This window comes from Ensifer sp. BR816 (assembly GCF_000378985.1).
In the GTDB taxonomy this organism is placed as follows: Bacteria; Pseudomonadota; Alphaproteobacteria; order Rhizobiales; family Rhizobiaceae; genus Sinorhizobium.
In genome coordinates this window covers 2648727-2663039 of record NZ_KB905370.1, presented here as the reverse complement: position 1 = coordinate 2663039, position 14313 = coordinate 2648727, and the positions used below count along the sequence as shown (strand labels likewise).

The 14313-nt window shown below is 62.2% G+C and carries 13 protein-coding genes and 2 pseudogenes; 6 read left to right on the top strand and 9 right to left on the bottom strand.

The genetic code is table 11. The annotated features are described in order from the left end of the window. Positions 1-4 precede the first annotated feature (4 nt). Genes RHIBR816_RS0112900 through RHIBR816_RS0112890 form a run of 3 tightly spaced genes read right to left on the bottom strand, consistent with a single transcriptional unit; the run spans position 5 to position 2241 of the window. A complete protein-coding gene (locus tag RHIBR816_RS0112900; RefSeq protein WP_018236964.1) occupies positions 5-553 on the bottom strand; it encodes a DUF2249 domain-containing protein in 549 nt (182 codons plus the stop codon). Beyond that, positions 550-1914, bottom strand: a complete 1365-nt coding sequence (locus RHIBR816_RS0112895) for a hypothetical protein (RefSeq protein ID WP_026186932.1) — start codon at positions 1912-1914, stop codon at positions 550-552. The genes RHIBR816_RS0112900 and RHIBR816_RS0112895 overlap by 4 nt, the downstream gene beginning before the upstream one ends. A 45-nt stretch (positions 1915-1959) precedes the next feature. Then, positions 1960-2241, bottom strand: coding sequence for a DUF2249 domain-containing protein (locus RHIBR816_RS0112890; protein ID WP_018236963.1), 282 nt, complete (start codon positions 2239-2241; stop codon positions 1960-1962). 228 nt (positions 2242-2469) lie between these two features. Between RHIBR816_RS0112890 and hemN the strand changes: the two genes are divergently transcribed. After that, positions 2470-3822: an oxygen-independent coproporphyrinogen III oxidase gene (gene hemN, locus RHIBR816_RS0112885; protein ID WP_018236962.1), complete on the top strand. Its 1353-nt coding sequence runs from the start codon at positions 2470-2472 to the stop codon at positions 3820-3822. 141 nt (positions 3823-3963) lie between these two features. On the opposite strand, the pseudogene RHIBR816_RS34075 reads toward hemN, so the two are convergent. The 3 genes and pseudogenes from RHIBR816_RS34075 to RHIBR816_RS0112870 all read right to left on the bottom strand — a co-directional run. Continuing rightward, positions 3964-4170: pseudogene (locus RHIBR816_RS34075) on the bottom strand (antibiotic biosynthesis monooxygenase); the annotation flags it as partial. Positions 4171-4266: 96 nt separating this feature from the next. Beyond that, a pseudogene (locus RHIBR816_RS34070) lies at positions 4267-4506 on the bottom strand (cupin domain-containing protein); the annotation flags it as partial. Further along, positions 4454-5425 carry a LysR family transcriptional regulator gene (locus RHIBR816_RS0112870; RefSeq protein WP_026186931.1) on the bottom strand — a complete coding sequence of 324 codons (972 nt, stop codon included), beginning with the start codon at positions 5423-5425 and terminating at the stop codon, positions 4454-4456. The pseudogene RHIBR816_RS34070 and the gene RHIBR816_RS0112870, both read right to left, overlap by 53 nt. 147 nt (positions 5426-5572) lie before the next feature. Between RHIBR816_RS0112870 and RHIBR816_RS0112865 the strand changes: the two genes are divergently transcribed. The 5 genes from RHIBR816_RS0112865 to RHIBR816_RS0112845 all read left to right on the top strand — a co-directional run bounded on the left by RHIBR816_RS0112865 (position 5573) and on the right by RHIBR816_RS0112845 (position 10144). Beyond that, complete coding sequence (locus RHIBR816_RS0112865) at positions 5573-6676, top strand: NADP-dependent oxidoreductase (RefSeq protein WP_245262718.1); 1104 nt, start codon at positions 5573-5575, stop codon at positions 6674-6676. A gap of 294 nt (positions 6677-6970) precedes the next feature. Further along, a complete protein-coding gene (locus tag RHIBR816_RS34065) occupies positions 6971-7522 on the top strand; it encodes a TetR/AcrR family transcriptional regulator (protein WP_018236959.1) in 552 nt (183 codons plus the stop codon). Between the two features lie 39 nt (positions 7523-7561). Continuing rightward, positions 7562-8665: a mandelate racemase/muconate lactonizing enzyme family protein gene (locus RHIBR816_RS0112855; protein ID WP_018236958.1), complete on the top strand. Its 1104-nt coding sequence runs from the start codon at positions 7562-7564 to the stop codon at positions 8663-8665. 16 nt (positions 8666-8681) lie between these two features. Beyond that, on the top strand, positions 8682-9413 hold the full coding sequence (locus RHIBR816_RS0112850) for an SDR family NAD(P)-dependent oxidoreductase (protein WP_018236957.1): 732 nt from the start codon (positions 8682-8684) through the stop codon (positions 9411-9413). Beyond that, on the top strand, positions 9413-10144 hold the full coding sequence (locus RHIBR816_RS0112845) for an SDR family NAD(P)-dependent oxidoreductase (protein WP_018236956.1): 732 nt from the start codon (positions 9413-9415) through the stop codon (positions 10142-10144). The genes RHIBR816_RS0112850 and RHIBR816_RS0112845 overlap by 1 nt, the downstream gene beginning before the upstream one ends. Positions 10145-10250: 106 nt before the next feature. Here RHIBR816_RS0112845 and proX read toward each other — a convergent pair whose 3' ends face one another. From proX to RHIBR816_RS0112830, 3 genes are all read right to left on the bottom strand, one after another. Then, positions 10251-11225 (bottom strand): glycine betaine/L-proline ABC transporter substrate-binding protein ProX, encoded by a 975-nt coding sequence (proX, locus tag RHIBR816_RS0112840; RefSeq protein ID WP_018236955.1) that lies wholly within the window; start codon positions 11223-11225, stop codon positions 10251-10253. A 308-nt stretch (positions 11226-11533) separates the two neighbouring features. After that, the gene (locus RHIBR816_RS0112835; protein ID WP_018236954.1) at positions 11534-12634 is read right to left on the bottom strand and encodes a GlxA family transcriptional regulator; all 1101 of its coding nucleotides are present in this window, start codon (positions 12632-12634) and stop codon (positions 11534-11536) included. 43 nt (positions 12635-12677) lie between these two features. Then, positions 12678-14228 carry a trimethylamine methyltransferase family protein gene (locus tag RHIBR816_RS0112830; protein WP_026186928.1) on the bottom strand — a complete coding sequence of 517 codons (1551 nt, stop codon included), beginning with the start codon at positions 14226-14228 and terminating at the stop codon, positions 12678-12680. Between the last annotated feature and the right edge of the window lie 85 nt (positions 14229-14313).

Genomic DNA, 14313 nt, shown 5'->3' with positions numbered 1-14313 from the left:
CGTCTCACGCCTTCGGCGTTCCGACGCGGACGAACATGCGGAAGGTGGTGCGCGTCTCGTCGAAATTGCCGGCCCATTGATGCCCGCGCTTGGCGAGCTCGGGAAAGAGGAAGATCGGTTCGCGCGAAAGCAGCGCGAACAGGACGTCTCCCGGCCGCAGCCGCTCGGCGGCCGCGAGAATCCGGACCATCGGTTCCGGCGGATCGAGTTCGGTCAGGTCGAGATGCTCGACCGGGTCGGACCACACGCTGAGATCATCGGCGTCGGCGGAGGCCTCGACCGGAGCACCTGTCTGCCTCGGTGTGAACAGAACTTCCCAGTCGCCGCCTTCGATCTCCTGCGCCTCGTGGGCGAAGCCGCGGCCCTCCATCACCTTGAACAAGGGCTGCGGGCGGAAGGGCGCGAAGAGCCGGAAGGCCTGTCCGGGCTTCAGCCCGTTCACCGCCTCCATGATCGCCCGGAACGGTTCGCCGCCGCTCCGCAATATCGGCCGGACGTCGAGTTCCCTTGGCACGAGGGTCTGGGGCGTTAGGGTTTCGGACGCGGGGGTCATTGATTGCTCCTGTGATCGAGAGATCGGAAGAAAGAAATGGAGCTAGGCGCTCCGGCTGGATAGCGCATCGGCGGGGCGACCATGGAAAGCGCACGAGCGCGGACGAGTTCCACGATCAGGCCGACCGTCGCGCCGAACTGCGCCACAAGGGCGATCCGAAACACCGCCGGGCTGTCGGTAAAGAGCGAGAGCGTCGCCGCGGCGACGGCGCCATAATAGAGGCAAAGCCACACGCCTGCCCGCTTTTCCTCGACGAGGTCCTGCACGCGCGGCACCGCGGCCCGGCCGAGCACGGGACCGTAATATTCGAGCCAAGTCAGAAACGGGACGATCTTGTAGAGCTGCGCGAGGCCGAGGCCGGTCAGCCAGCCAAAGACGAAGAGATAGACGATCGCCGCGGCGCCTTCGCCGGCCGCCGATCGCGTGGTGGGAAGGGCGAACAGCACGGCGGCGAAGAAAAGCGCAGCGAAGGCCGCGTAGCTGGCGCGGATGTTGAGCTCCACGCTCTTGCGGCGGCGCGCGCGAAACAGGAGCACGAGATCGGTGGAATAAAGAACGACGGCGAAGACGGCGAAAAGTGCCGCGAGCGCAAGGGCCCATTTCACGGCCGCGCCACCCAGGGCAATTGCTGTCACACAAGCAATCACGAGCGCCAACGCCGCGGCACCGGTCCACCAGACGGCCCTGCTGGTTGCCCGCGGTTCATCGGGTGCAAGCATGAACATCGGCAGCAGACGGTAGCTGACGCCGATCGCGGTGAAGCTCAGCCATCCCGCCAGGCCTAGCGCCGCATGAAGCGGCACCGCATCGAGAACAAGCGCAATCGCCGCATCATGGGTAACCGCGCCCGATAGAACGAGAGTGAAGATGGCGCCGACAAGGATCGTTGCGACCAGCGCGCCGAGACCCACCGCGATGAAGCGGGCGGGAAGCGGCAGCGGACGTGCCGCAAAGAGTGTGGCTGCGATCATGATGGTGACCAGACCGAAGCCGGTCACCAGCAGCAGGCCCCCGAACGGCAGCAAGCCGGGTGACATTCCTTCGACGCCGGCAAGAGCCGCGAAACCACCGACGAGCAGAAGAAGTCCGAGAATGAGAAAACCCAGCGCCGGCAGTGCAAGCCGCCGCCCGCGAAGCGGAGCGGCAACGAGCACCGGCACGAACTGCAGCAACGCCCCTACCATCAGCAGGCCAAGCCAACCGATGGCGAGAATGTGCACCACGGCCAGAGTGACGGGGGCGTGGACATCCGCAGCGGGATAGCCGTAGCCGGCCGCCATCATGCCCTGGCCGATCACCAGGAAGAGGCAGGCGGCGGAGAAATAGGACATCGTCCATGGGGAAAGCGTTGCGCCTGGCATCTCATATCACCATGCTCGCGAGCGGTCAGTTCCGGGAAAAACGGATCAATGATCGGACCCGCAGCAGCACTCGCAGCCAGAGCCGTCCTCAAGCCGGGCGATCTCGACCCGCCAGACTTCCGGGCCCGCCTCCAGATAATCCCAACCGAACTGTCCCGGGAAATTCGTCTCCAGCTGATAATGCAGCGGGCGCGGATCGTGGTCGCTGGTAATCAGCATCGAGCCGCCGGGCACAAGGGCGCCGAGCATGCCGAAGATTCTGGGGTGGCGCTCGCGCGGCGGAACGGTACGGACGTCGATGGAGGGCTTGGCCTGTGTTTCCGTCATGGTCTTTTGATCACTCTCTGGCCGCCCCTCATGCGCTCCGATGCGGCGGCGGCTGGAACCGGATCGGAACTTGAGCGACCCTATCCCCAAGGCGGGTTTCGCAATTTGACCGTGAGCAAACAATTGCGAGAACGGTCTTTGTCGCATTCCTTGACATTGCTCAAAGAGAACGACCCGGCGCCTCTCTAGGATGCGGCCTGACTGTTTCCGCACCAGAAGGATATTCTCATGCAACCGGCTCTTGTCGCAAAATATGGCGAAGCACGCCTGCCCCGCTATACGAGCTATCCGACCGCGCCGCGCTTTTCGCCAGCCGTCGACGTCGGCACCTATGGCGACTGGCTTGCTGCCGCCTCGCCGCAGCAGCCGGCTTCGCTCTACCTGCATATTCCCTTCTGTCGTTCCATGTGCTGGTACTGCGGCTGCCATACGACGATCACGCAGCGCGACCAGCCGATCCTCGACTATCTCGACATGCTGCGTGAGGAGGTCCGCCTCGTCTCGGCAAAAACGCAAGCGCCGCTCACCATCGACCACGTCCATTTCGGCGGGGGAACCCCGACAATCATGCAGCCGGAGGAGTTCTTGGCGCTGATAGGTCTGCTGCGCGAGCATTTCGATTTTGCGCATACTGCTGAGATTGCGGTCGAAATCGATCCGCGCACCCTGGAACCGGAAATGGCAAAGGCTCTCGGCGAAGCCGGCGTCCGCCGGGCGAGCCTCGGCGTCCAGAGTTTCGACCCGGTCGTACAGATGGCGATCAACCGCATCCAGAGCGAGGAGCAGACCATGAACGCGGTCACGCGGCTGCGTGCGGCCGGCGTCGACAGCATCAATTTCGATTTGATCTACGGCCTGCCGCACCAGACGGTCGCGTCCTGCATCGCGACGGCAGAAGCCGCCATCCGCATGGGACCCGAGCGTTTCGCCGTCTTCGGCTATGCCCATATCCCGACCTTCAAGAAGCATCAGAAGCTGATCGACGAGAAGGCGCTTGCCGATGCCGAAGGTCGCGTCGCCCAGGCCGAGGCGATCGCCGCGACCCTCGTCGCCGCCGGCTACCGCCGCATCGGCCTCGATCATTTCGCCCGCCCGGACGACAGCCTGGCGATCGCCGAGGCGAACGGTCGATTGCATCGCAACTTCCAGGGCTACACCACGGACGCCTGCGAAACGCTCATCGGTCTCGGCGCCTCGTCAATCGGTCGGATGAAGGACGGCTATGTGCAGAACGAAGTGCCGCCCGGGCTCTACGCCCAGCAGATAGCCTCGGGGCGGCTCGCCACGGTGAAGGGCTACCGGCTGACGGACGAGGATCGGCTCAGGGCAAGCATCATCGAGCGGCTGATGTGCGACTTCGGCGTCGATGTCCCAGCGCTCGCCACCGCCCACGGCTTCGATCCGCAAATCCTGCTCCGCGACAACGCCAAGCTCGCAATGCTCGAAGACGACGGCATCCTCGACAATGCCGACGGCGTCATACGGCTTCGCGAGGGAGGACGCTTCCTCATCCGTGCCGCCGCCGCCGCCTTCGACGCCTATATCGAGCAATCGGGGCGCACGCACAGCAAGGCGGCGTGACTGGGGTTGGTTCGGGTAGAGGGCGAAAAGATACCCTGAGTGCCACAGCGACGTTTCACGCTACGGGATGCCAGCTTTGGGCACACAACAGTCGGTGGGCGGGCACTTTGTGAACGGCAAGCTGCGAGCGGGGCGTCGCCATCAGCCATAGGACGCCACCGCCTCGGAGTGCGTGACGATTGGCGCGCCGTTGAAGCAGGAGCCGACGAGCCGCCGCCACGCCTGGAAATCGTCCGAGTTGCGGAAATCGACCAAGTGATTGTCGAGCGTTTCCCACTTGACGACTAGGCGGTAGACCAGCGGCGTCTCGACAACTTGGTGCAGCGACAGTCCATAACAGCCCTTGGCTCTGAGGAAGAGCGGGGCGGCCTGACGGACGCCATCCTCGAAGACCTTCTCCGACCCTGCTTGACGGTGATTTCTGCAACCTCGATGATCACATACCCCTCCCGCGCCTTGCTGATGGTCATGTTCGGCGTCGATCGCCCGCTCCTCGCCGGTCGCGATCATCGTCCGGGTCGCATCGATCGAGGCGTAGATCCAGAAGATGCGCATCGGCTCGCTCGCCGAGGCGTTGATGAAGCGGTGCGGCACGTTCGCCGGGATCCAGGTCGTGTCATTGGGCCCGAGCTCATGCTGGACGCCGTCGATCTCGGCGATCGCCCTGCCGTCGAGAACCATCACGCACGCTTGACGCAAGAAGATCTCGCAACCAGACAGCGCCGGTGTCGTCGTGACTGCGTTTGTGCCACACCATCCGATAGCCGAACGCGCGCAACTCCAGCGGCGCCTCGACAAGGGTCAGACTTCTGCCCGCTGCAAGAGTGGAGGCGACGCGGCTCGGCAGGACCGCGATCAGATCGGATGCCGCGCAAACGAAGGCCGCCGTCGCGAAATAGGGTAGCTTGAGCGCAATACGCCGTTGCCGCCCAAGCTGCGCGAGGACCTCATCGACGTGGCTCCGTGGCTGGCCGGGAATGCCGACGTGGGCGTGCGGATAGGTCGTGAACTCGTCCAGGCTCAAACCTCCCTGGGCGTCGCGCTCACACGTCTCCAGCACCGGATGGTCGGCGCGCAGCAGGCAGGTGAGGGTCTCATTATAAAGCGTGCGCGTCATCAGTCCGTCCGGCACCGGACGATCACTATAGAGAACGAGGTCGAGGGGCCCGTTCTCGAGCTGGCTAAATGTATCGGTCGAGAACGGCACGATCTCAACGCTTGCGAAAGGCGCCTCTCGCGCGAATGCCTGCATCAAGCCCGGGAGCATGATGATCGCCGCTTGGTCGGTCATCGCGATCCGGAACAGGCGATGCGTTGTGCCCGGGTCGAACACGGCCGGCGTCACGAAACTGGTCAGCTGGTTCAGAAGACTCGCAAGCGGGACTGACAAGCTTTCGGCGCGAGACGTCGGCGTCATTCCGCCTTTGGACTTCAGCAAGAGCTTGTCCCCCAGGAGCGTGCGCAGTTTCGACAACGCACGGCTCACAGCAGGCTGGCTCATGTTCAACTGCTTCGCGGTGTGAGTGACACTGCGCGTTTCGAGAAGCGCGCGCAGCACGACGAGAAGATTGAGGTCGATGCCGCGAAAATCCGGCTGCCGCATAACGTACATCCATATTATTCAATCGACGCAAGATAGCGCACCCTCTACTGTGCCCGCAACGCACCGTGGGAGAGGCCGACTGCTCCCGTAACCTTCCGCCGGGCACAGCGATGGATGAAGTCAAAGAGGAATTCCGCCTTGGACCAGATGTTTCGCCAATGGGTGCTCTCAAAGCCTTTGGAAGGTCCGCTTGAACCGGATCACTTCCAACTGCGCGAGGTGCCGCTTCCCGATCCCGGGCCGGGACAAGCCCTTGTGCGTGTCCTCCTCGTCAACATCCACTCTGCCACGCGCAAGCGCATGGTCGCGGGTGGCACGAAGGTCGGCGCCACCGATCCGACCAACTTCGCCTGTGGCGTTGTCGTGAAGTCGCGCGATCCGGCCTTCCAGGAGGGCGACGTGATCCACTGCCAGGCCGGTTGGCAGGAGTATCAGTTGGTCTCGAGCGATGATGCCGCCATCGGCTATCCTCCGGTCAACGAACTCGTGAAGGCGACGAACGGCACCAACTCGCCCTTTCTCTATGTCTTCAGGCCAGCGCTCGTCCGGATGTGGTCGCCGTCCGTCCTGATGGACGTGCTAAGCACGTCCGGCTTGACGGCCTACTTCGGCTTGCGCGAGTGCGGCCCGCTGATGCCGTCCGATCATGTTGCGGTCGCCGGAACCAGCGGTTCGGTCGGGTCGATGGCGGCGCAACTGGCGAAGATCGCGGGCGCCCGGGTCATGGGCTTTGCCGGCGGAGAAGAGCGATGCCGTTGGGTGGTCGACACGCTCGGGATCGACGGCTGCGTCGACTACAAGGCTGACGACCTCGATGCCGAACTGCAAGCCCGCTTTCCGCAGGGTATCGACTTCTTCTCGGACGGCGTGGGCGGCCGCGTGTCGGAAGCTGCTCTGAAGCTGGTGAAGCCGAACGGCCGCATGTTCTCGTACGGCTCGGCCTCTGCGCTTTATGGCGAAGGTTCAGGAACTGGTGGACCTGCCCCTTCGATACGGCACATGATGGGCATAACGGACGAGGTGGAGCAGAAACTGCGCCAGCGAAACATCAAGGCCGAAGCGTGGATGGTCATCGACTTTTACCATGAGCGGATGAGAGCCGAGGACGACCTGTCTCGGTTGATGTTCACCGGCAGGCTGAAGCCGATCACGAACCTCGTCGAAGGCTTTGACAAGCTGCCGGGGGCCATTGCCGATCTCTATCGCAAGCGGCGTTCCGGCAAGCTGCAGGTCCAGTTCGGAACGCTCTAGGAGCCATGGCGAGGACCCCAAACGAAAGGCATCTTGCAGGAGGAAGCCGACCGATATTCAGTGTCTGGTCGCGCTGCATCGGTTGACCCAATGCCGCAAATCTCCGCGAACCAGACCCGATGGCCAATGGTCAGCCATTTGCCGAGCGTACGAACATGCGTCGGCGCTCGCTGTTGGCAGCGAAACGTTCAGTCGCTGAATAAAACCCGACCCGAATGCTGGAGTCGTTTTTCCTACCAACCACAGTCGTTTCTATATCCGGCAAGGTAGAGCGTTCATTCTACCATCGGCGGCATGAACACGACAAAACAGAAGATCGCGAGTGACCTCGACCGGCAGTTTGCCGAACAGGGTTTTGCCGAGCAAGGCGTGGAAGCGCTGCGGGCGGGAGCCGACGTGTCCTTGAGGACGCTCTACAAGCATTTTCCAAGCCGCGAAGCCATGGTGGTGGGAGCGCTGGAGCACCGTGACAAGGCCTATTTCGATTGGCTTGCGGGTGGACCAGAGAACGGCATCGATCACGTCCTTTATCCGATCATCCGTCTCGGCGACTGGTTGAGTGAAGTGGCCAACACCGGTTGTCTCTTTCTGAATGCCTTGGCGGAGCATCCCGACAGCATCGCAATCCGCGAGATCGTCACGGATCACAAGGCTCGGCTGGCCGATGAGTTTCGGATACGCCTCCGCGCCATCGCTCCCGACAGGGATGTCGAGCAACTCGCCGAGACACTTTTCCTTCTTCACGAAGGCATGACGCAGACAGCGCGCCTGCACGGGCGGGATCGGGCAACGGCTGCGGCCCTTCGAGCGGCGAAAGCAGCGCTTGCGGCCGAAGGTATCGCCTGAATTCTCTCCACCAACTCTAGGTCCCTGGGAGCCTGACACGTGAAGATCAAGGAAATCCATATCTATAGTCACGACCTGCCCGTGAAGAACGGCCCCTATATGATGGCGAATGCAAAGGTCTGGTCGTTGAAGACGACACTGGTTCGTCTCGTGGGCGAAGATGGAACGGAAGGATGGGGTGAGACCTGCCCTGTTGGCCCGACCTATGCCGAATCCCATGCCCATGGTGCACTCGCCGCGCTCACGGAAATGGCTCCGGGGCTCGTAGGCTCGGAAGTGTGGCCGCTCTCTCTTCAGCGCAAGATGGACAGCCTGCTGAACGGGCACAATTACGCCAAGGCAGCTATCGATATCGCCGCTCACGATCTTATCGGCAGGAAGCTGGGTTTGAGCGTCGCCCAACTGCTGGGTGGTGCGGCAAACGACAAGGTGCCGTCCTACTACGCGACCGGTGTCGGCGCTCCCGATGACATTGCCCGCATTGCCCGCGAAAAGATGGAAGAAGGCTATCCGCGGCTGCAGGTTAAGCTGGGCGGTCGTCCGGTCGAGGTCGATATCGAAGTCGTCCGCAAGGTGTGGGAAGTTATCAAGGGATCAGGCATGCGCCTCGCCGTCGATGCCAATCGCGGCTGGACCACGCGCGACGCGCTCCGCGTAAGCCGTGAATGCCCGGATGTTCCGTTCGTCATGGAGCAGCCGTGCAACACGCTTGAAGACCTCCAGAATATCCGGCCGCAGGTGCACCACGGCATCTACATGGACGAAAATGGCGTCAACCTGAGCACGGTGATTACAGCGGTCGGCACCGGCCTCGTCGACGGCTTCGGCATGAAGGTGACGCGCATTGGCGGTCTGCACAACTTCGCGACCTTCCGCGACATCTGCGCTGCCCGCAGGCTGCCGCATACCTGCGACGACGCCTGGGGTGGCGATATTCTCGCCGCCGCCTGCGTGCAGGCCGGTGCGACCATTGACCCCAAGCTCTGCGAGGGCGTGTGGATCGCGGCTCCGTATATCGAGGGTAATTACGACAGCAGGAACGGTATCCGTATCGAAGGCGGTCACATTGCACTTCCGAAGGGCCCGGGTCTCGGCGTCACACCCGATGCGGAGATCTTCGGCAACCCGGTCGCAAGCTTCTGAACGAATGGAGTGTAAGATGAAATTTTCGGGAAAGCTCGCTCTTGTAACCGGGGCTGCCGGTGGCATCGGCGGTACGATCGTGAAGCAGCTTCGGGCCGAGGGAGCCCGGGTGGCCGTTGCCGACCGCGACGTGTCGGGCGTTGAGGCTGATGCCCATTTGCCCGGCAACCTGCTGGAAGCATCCTATGCCGACGGCTTGCCTCAGGCGGCTCTCGACGCGCTCGGCGGGCTCGACATCGTGATCAACAATGCCGGTGTGATCACCCGCGGCAAGGTGACCGAAACCACCGATGCCGATTGGGATCTGTCGGTGGGCGTCAACGTCCAGGCGCCGTTCCGGATCTGCCGCGCCGCCATCCCGCTGCTTGCCGCCCGCGGCGGCGGCGCAATCGTCAACACCGCTTCATGCTGGGGCCTTCGTCCCGGCCCGAACCATGCAGTCTATTGCATGACCAAGGCAGCAATCGCCTCGCTGACCCAGTGCATGGGCATGGACCACGCGCACCAGAACATTCGCATCAATGCCGTCTGCCCGAATGAGGTCAATACGCCTATGCTGCGCACCGGCTTCATCAAGCGCGGCTTTGATCCGGATACGGCGGTGGCCGAACTCGGCAGAACCGTGCCGCTCGGACGCATCGCCGAGCCGGAAGATATCGCCGATGTCGTGCTCTTCCTTGCCTCCGATGCCGCGCGCTACATGTGCGGCTCGCTGGTTGAGGTCAATGGCGGAAAGGCGGTGGCCTGATGCGGTTCGAAGGCAAGGTTGCGCTGGTTACGGGTGGCCGTTCCGGCATCGGCCGGGCGATCGCCTCGAGGCTCCGGGACGAAGGCGCACGCGTGTTCACCGCCCAGCGCGGGGAGGACGTGGAATTCGAGGGCATTCCGGCGGATTTCGCTGATCCGGGTTCGGCCGGAAAAACCGTCGAAGCTGTGGTGGCCAAGGGCGGGCGGCTTGATGTGCTCGTCAACAATGCGGGCATGATGCAGGAAGCGCTGGTCGAGGACATGTCGCTTGCCGACTGGGAACGGACCATCGCCGTCAACCTCACCACGCCCTTCATGCTGATCAAGGCCGCGATGCCACATCTGAGGGCGTCAAATGGCGCCATCGTCAATATCGGCTCCATCGAGGGGCTGGGATCGAACCCGAAGCATGCGGCCTATTGCGCGTCGAAGGCCGGCCTGCATGGGTTGACCCGCGCCGTTGCAATCGATCACGGGGCCGAGGGTGTCCGCTGCAATGCGGTCGCACCCGGCTGGATCGACACGGATCTCAACGTGGATTTCGTCGAAAGCATGCCGGACCCGGCGGCCTTCCGCCGCGGGATCGGCCGCATCCATCCGGTCGGGCGCACCGGCAAGCCGGAGGAGGTCGCAGCGCTTGTCGCCTGGCTCGCCTCGCCGGAAGCAGGCTTCGTCACTGGACAGGTCTGGACAATCGATGGCGGTCGCATGGCAAAGCTCAGCCTGCCCTGAACGGCATATGGATGGCAGCAACAAAAAAAGCCATCTGTCTGCCTCCGCGACAGTCCGATCGAGGCGGTCGTGACGCTGCCGCACGGACGCGACAGCGTCCAGGCGATTACTTCGAGGCCTTGGCTTCCGCGATCCACTTATCCCAGTCGGCCTTGTGGGCGGCAATCCAGTCCTTGGCGTGCTTCATGATCTGCTCGTTGGATTTTTCGCCGTCGGCCACTTGCTTGTTCTCGGCGTTGATGTCCTCGACTGGAATTTTCACCAGCTCGAAGAACTTCTTGGCCGACGGGTTGGCGTTCACGAAGGCAGTGTTGGCGATGACCATTTGGTCATTGACCGGGAAACCAAGATTGCCAAGTCCTTCGACCGTGGTGTTGCCGGCCTGGCCATCGGGAAGCGACGTTTCCTTGACGTTTAGCCACGTGACGTCCTTCCCCGGCTGCAGGACGGCCGACACCCAGAGAGGCGTCCAAGTGTAGTACAGCACAGACTTGCCTTCCATCACCCGCTCGATCGCATCGGGAATGATGGTGAAATAGCCACCCTGCTGGTGTTCGACCGTATCCCGGAGCCCGTAGGCATCGAGCTGATGTTCGATGACGCGCTCACAGCCCCAGCCGGGCTCACAGCCGTAGAGGTCGGCCTTGCCATTGCCATTGGTGTCGAACAGCTTTGCCTTTTCCGGGTCCTTCAAGTCTTCAAGGTACTTGATGCCCTCACCATCAGCCGTCATTTTGTCGATCAGGTAGCCCTGGAGACTGTTGGAGGTGAGCTTGCCGAGCCGAACAAGCCTCTCGTCGCCGCCGCCCTCTTTCCAATAGGCTTCGTGCAACGGCTCCCAATGAGCTGCATAGAATGTCAGGTCGCCATTGGCGACGGCGACATGCGCGAGTTGAACCTGGGTCTGGGTCGGCTCGCTCACGTCGTAACCGAGCTCTTTCAGTCCCTCGGACACGATAAAGGTCTGAAAGAGTTCTTCCGTAATGCCGGACCAGGCGGCTTTCACCTGATCGGCTGCGGACGCAACGCTGGTCATCGCCAGCAATGATGCGCCCAAAGCAGCAATAGTCTTGATCTTCATGATGTCGGTTCCCTTTTTGATTGACGCTCACCCCCGAAACCGCGCAGCGCTCGGCGTCTACACGCTCTGCGTCAAGCTTGTCCTCCCGAGGATTAGTGAAATTCGTAACACAGGTTTTTCAAACGCCACGCCGCAAAAAAGTAGACCGCCAGGTGACTTTAATGCACTGATCTGATTGAGTTGTTGCCTCCGAAATCGCGCAAAATCTCGAGCCTCGCGCACCCGTCGCGAGACTGCCTCTGAACGCGCATTTGCATGACACGCGGGACCAACTGCCCGCGGACTTGACCCAACCGCCGCTTGCGTTTTTACACGGAGTCCGCGTACCGTGCTTTCTTCGGTGAGCGCATTCGGTTCATACGCGAGAGCCTCGTTTGGGTGGGGCTGCACCCGAACTGAAGGCGGTAGCATTTGGTGAAGTGGGTGGCCGAGACAAAACCGCAGGCCACCGCGACCTCGACGATCGGCTTGTTCGTCGATTCGACGAGCTGCCGGCCGCGATCCAGCCTCAGCTTGACATAATACTTGTAGGGCGAGGTACCGAGATAGGTATCGAAAAGGCGCTCCAACTGCCGCCGCGAGATCATTAGCGTATCGGTTATTTCCTCGAGTGAAAGCGGGTCCTCGAGATGTCTCTCCATCAAGCCGATCGCCTGGGGCAGTCTGTCGCTCGTGCAATATGCGCTCCACGGAGACCAACCGGTCTGACGATGCGTCCGGTCCCTGGCTCCTTCTGCAACGTTGCGCTTGCAGATCTCCGCCGTCAGGTGCGGGCCGAGGGTCCGCTCGAGAAGGGCTATCGCGAGATCAAATGCCGAAGTTTCGCCAGCACAGCTCCAAATACCGCCGTCGCCTGTGTAGATGGCGTCGGTTACCCGCGGCCCGGTGAAAGTTTCGGCAAAGGCCGCCATCCTCTCCCAGTGGATCGTGCACTCGGTATTCGTCAGCGCCCCCATTTCGGCAAGAAGCCATGATGCCGTACCAATGGCGACGACCGGAATGTTCTGCCGGATGCAAAGGCGTATCGACCCCGCCAATTCCCTCGGCACGCCCGGCTCTACGGCGCCGTCAGCAACCATAACCACCATCCTCGTGCTGTCGGAAAGCGGTATTTTCGGCATGACCTCCGAAAAGCGAAGCGGAGCGGGCATTGCCAGTCCAAGGCTGCAGGTTTCGGAAACGCCTGACCTGCTGGCAAATGTCCAGCGGAACCTCTGCCTGCCCAGGATGGCGTTCGCCTTCTCGAACGGTGCGAGAAAGGACGAAAGGCTTAGGAGCGAGAAGCCGGGGAACAGAAGGATCGCGATCGCGGCCGTTTCGTCACACGCGGTCGAGGTGCCTTCACAGGGAATGGCCGCTCCGTCCGCCGAGTGAGCGACCACTCCGTCCTTCCATTCCTCATATGTCATGTCTCTCCTCACCAGTCACAACGCGGCAAGGTCCGCCGACGCGTCAGTGATCCTCATTCAGCGCGTCGACAGCGGGGATTTCGCGGCTCCGCCGATCGATGTAGGCGCGAAGCTCCTCGTCGACAGCTTGATCGAGTTTGGGTTCCTGGTACTCGGACAAGAGATAGCGGGCCTGCTCGAGTGCGCGCTGCTTTATGTCCTTGGAGCCGTCGACGACCCATTGTTCGATCGAGTTGTTGTCGAAAAGCTTCGGGATGAAGAACGCTTTCTCGAAGTTCGCCTGGGTATGCGGATGACCGAGGTAATGACCGCCGGGGCCGACATCGCGAACCGCAGCGAGCGCCTCGTCGAAGTCGTCCCACTTGATGCCTTCGGCCATGCGGTAGCCCATCGCACAGACTTCGGAGTCCACCATGAATTTTGCGATGGAGCAGTGCATTCCGGCCTCGTTCCAGCCGGCCGAATGCCAGATGTAGTTCGCCCCGGACATCAGGACGGCCATCATCGTCATGGCACTTTCATATCCCGACTGTGCGTCGAATATTTTCGCACCGCCAAGCAGGTTCGACGTTCGCCAGGGAACGTTGTAGTGGCGGGCCATCTGGCCGATCATGAAATTCATGAGAGAAATCTCTGGCGTTCCGGCCATCGGCGCACCCGACTGCATCGATACGGTCGACAAATAGTGTCCATAGATCGCAGGGCATCCGCGGCGCACGACCTGCGTATAGGCGAGCGCCGAAAGGGCTTCGGCGTTGAGCTGGGCGACGGCAGCGGCCGTGGATGCGGGGGTGTTTGCGCCGCCGAGGACGAACGGAGAGCAGAGGACCGGCTGGTTTCGGCGATTGAAAGCCCGCATGGCTCCCAGCATGGTCTGGTCCCAGACCAGTGGAGAATTGCCGTTGCAGTTGCCGGTGGCGACGGCATGCGTTTCGAGGAAGTCCGCGCCGAACAGGATGGCGCACATGTCGAGCACGTCCTCGGCGTTCTTGGGCGACGTCGTCATACCCATGAACATCTTGTCCGAGTGCTTCATCGATGAATAGGTGATGTGAAGATGGCGGTGGGCCACCACGATGTCCATCGGCTCGACGATGTGATGCGCTGATGAGTGCAGCGCCGGCATCATATGCGCCAGCTTGTGGAAGGTGCCGAGGTCGGCGATCGTCGGGCCGCGCCGGACATCGTCGAGGTCGCGCATATAGGGAGCGCCCGTCATCGGCACGAAGATCGACTTCTTGCCTCCCAGTTCGACGTTGTTCTCGGGGTTGCGGGCATAATATTTGATCTCCGGCGGGATCGTCTTGATCAGGTCCATGACGAGCGCCCGGTCGAGATGGACGCGCTCGCCCCGGACGTCCGCGCCGGCGCGCTTCCAGTCCTCCAGCGCGATCGGGTCGCGGAACACGACGCCCACTTCCTCGAGGATGTCCATCGACGCGTTGTGAATCCGCTCGATCTGCTCCTCGTTCATGGGTGCCGTGTCGGGGAGCCCTCGGCTGAGCGTCGGCAACATCTGGAATTTCGGGGTGGTCCGAAGCACACGACGGGCGTCTCGCCCGCCCCTTCTGGCCGCGTTGGCTTGCACGTTCATAGCGCTGTTCTCCCTGCAATATTTCTGCTGTGCGGAAAGGGTTCGACGTCGCGCACGGACTAGACTAAAGACCGAGCCGTCTGGA

Excerpts from the sequence above, each read along its gene's own strand:
- RHIBR816_RS0112900 (WP_018236964.1), bottom strand. The coding sequence starts at position 553 with ATGACCCCCGCGTCCGAAACCCTAACGCCCCAGACCCTCGTGCCAAGG.
- RHIBR816_RS0112895 (WP_026186932.1), bottom strand. The coding sequence starts at position 1,914 with ATGCCAGGCGCAACGCTTTCCCCATGGACGATGTCCTATTTCTCCGCC.
- RHIBR816_RS0112890 (WP_018236963.1), bottom strand. The coding sequence starts at position 2,241 with ATGACGGAAACACAGGCCAAGCCCTCCATCGACGTCCGTACCGTTCCG.
- hemN (WP_018236962.1), top strand. The coding sequence starts at position 2,470 with ATGCAACCGGCTCTTGTCGCAAAATATGGCGAAGCACGCCTGCCCCGC.
- RHIBR816_RS0112870 (WP_026186931.1), bottom strand. The coding sequence starts at position 5,425 with ATGCGGCAGCCGGATTTTCGCGGCATCGACCTCAATCTTCTCGTCGTG.
- RHIBR816_RS0112865 (WP_245262718.1), top strand. The coding sequence starts at position 5,573 with ATGTTTCGCCAATGGGTGCTCTCAAAGCCTTTGGAAGGTCCGCTTGAA.
- RHIBR816_RS34065 (WP_018236959.1), top strand. The coding sequence starts at position 6,971 with ATGAACACGACAAAACAGAAGATCGCGAGTGACCTCGACCGGCAGTTT.
- RHIBR816_RS0112850 (WP_018236957.1), top strand. The coding sequence starts at position 8,682 with ATGAAATTTTCGGGAAAGCTCGCTCTTGTAACCGGGGCTGCCGGTGGC.
- RHIBR816_RS0112845 (WP_018236956.1), top strand. The coding sequence starts at position 9,413 with ATGCGGTTCGAAGGCAAGGTTGCGCTGGTTACGGGTGGCCGTTCCGGC.
- proX (WP_018236955.1), bottom strand. The coding sequence starts at position 11,225 with ATGAAGATCAAGACTATTGCTGCTTTGGGCGCATCATTGCTGGCGATG.
- RHIBR816_RS0112835 (WP_018236954.1), bottom strand. The coding sequence starts at position 12,634 with ATGACATATGAGGAATGGAAGGACGGAGTGGTCGCTCACTCGGCGGAC.
- RHIBR816_RS0112830 (WP_026186928.1), bottom strand. The coding sequence starts at position 14,228 with ATGAACGTGCAAGCCAACGCGGCCAGAAGGGGCGGGCGAGACGCCCGT.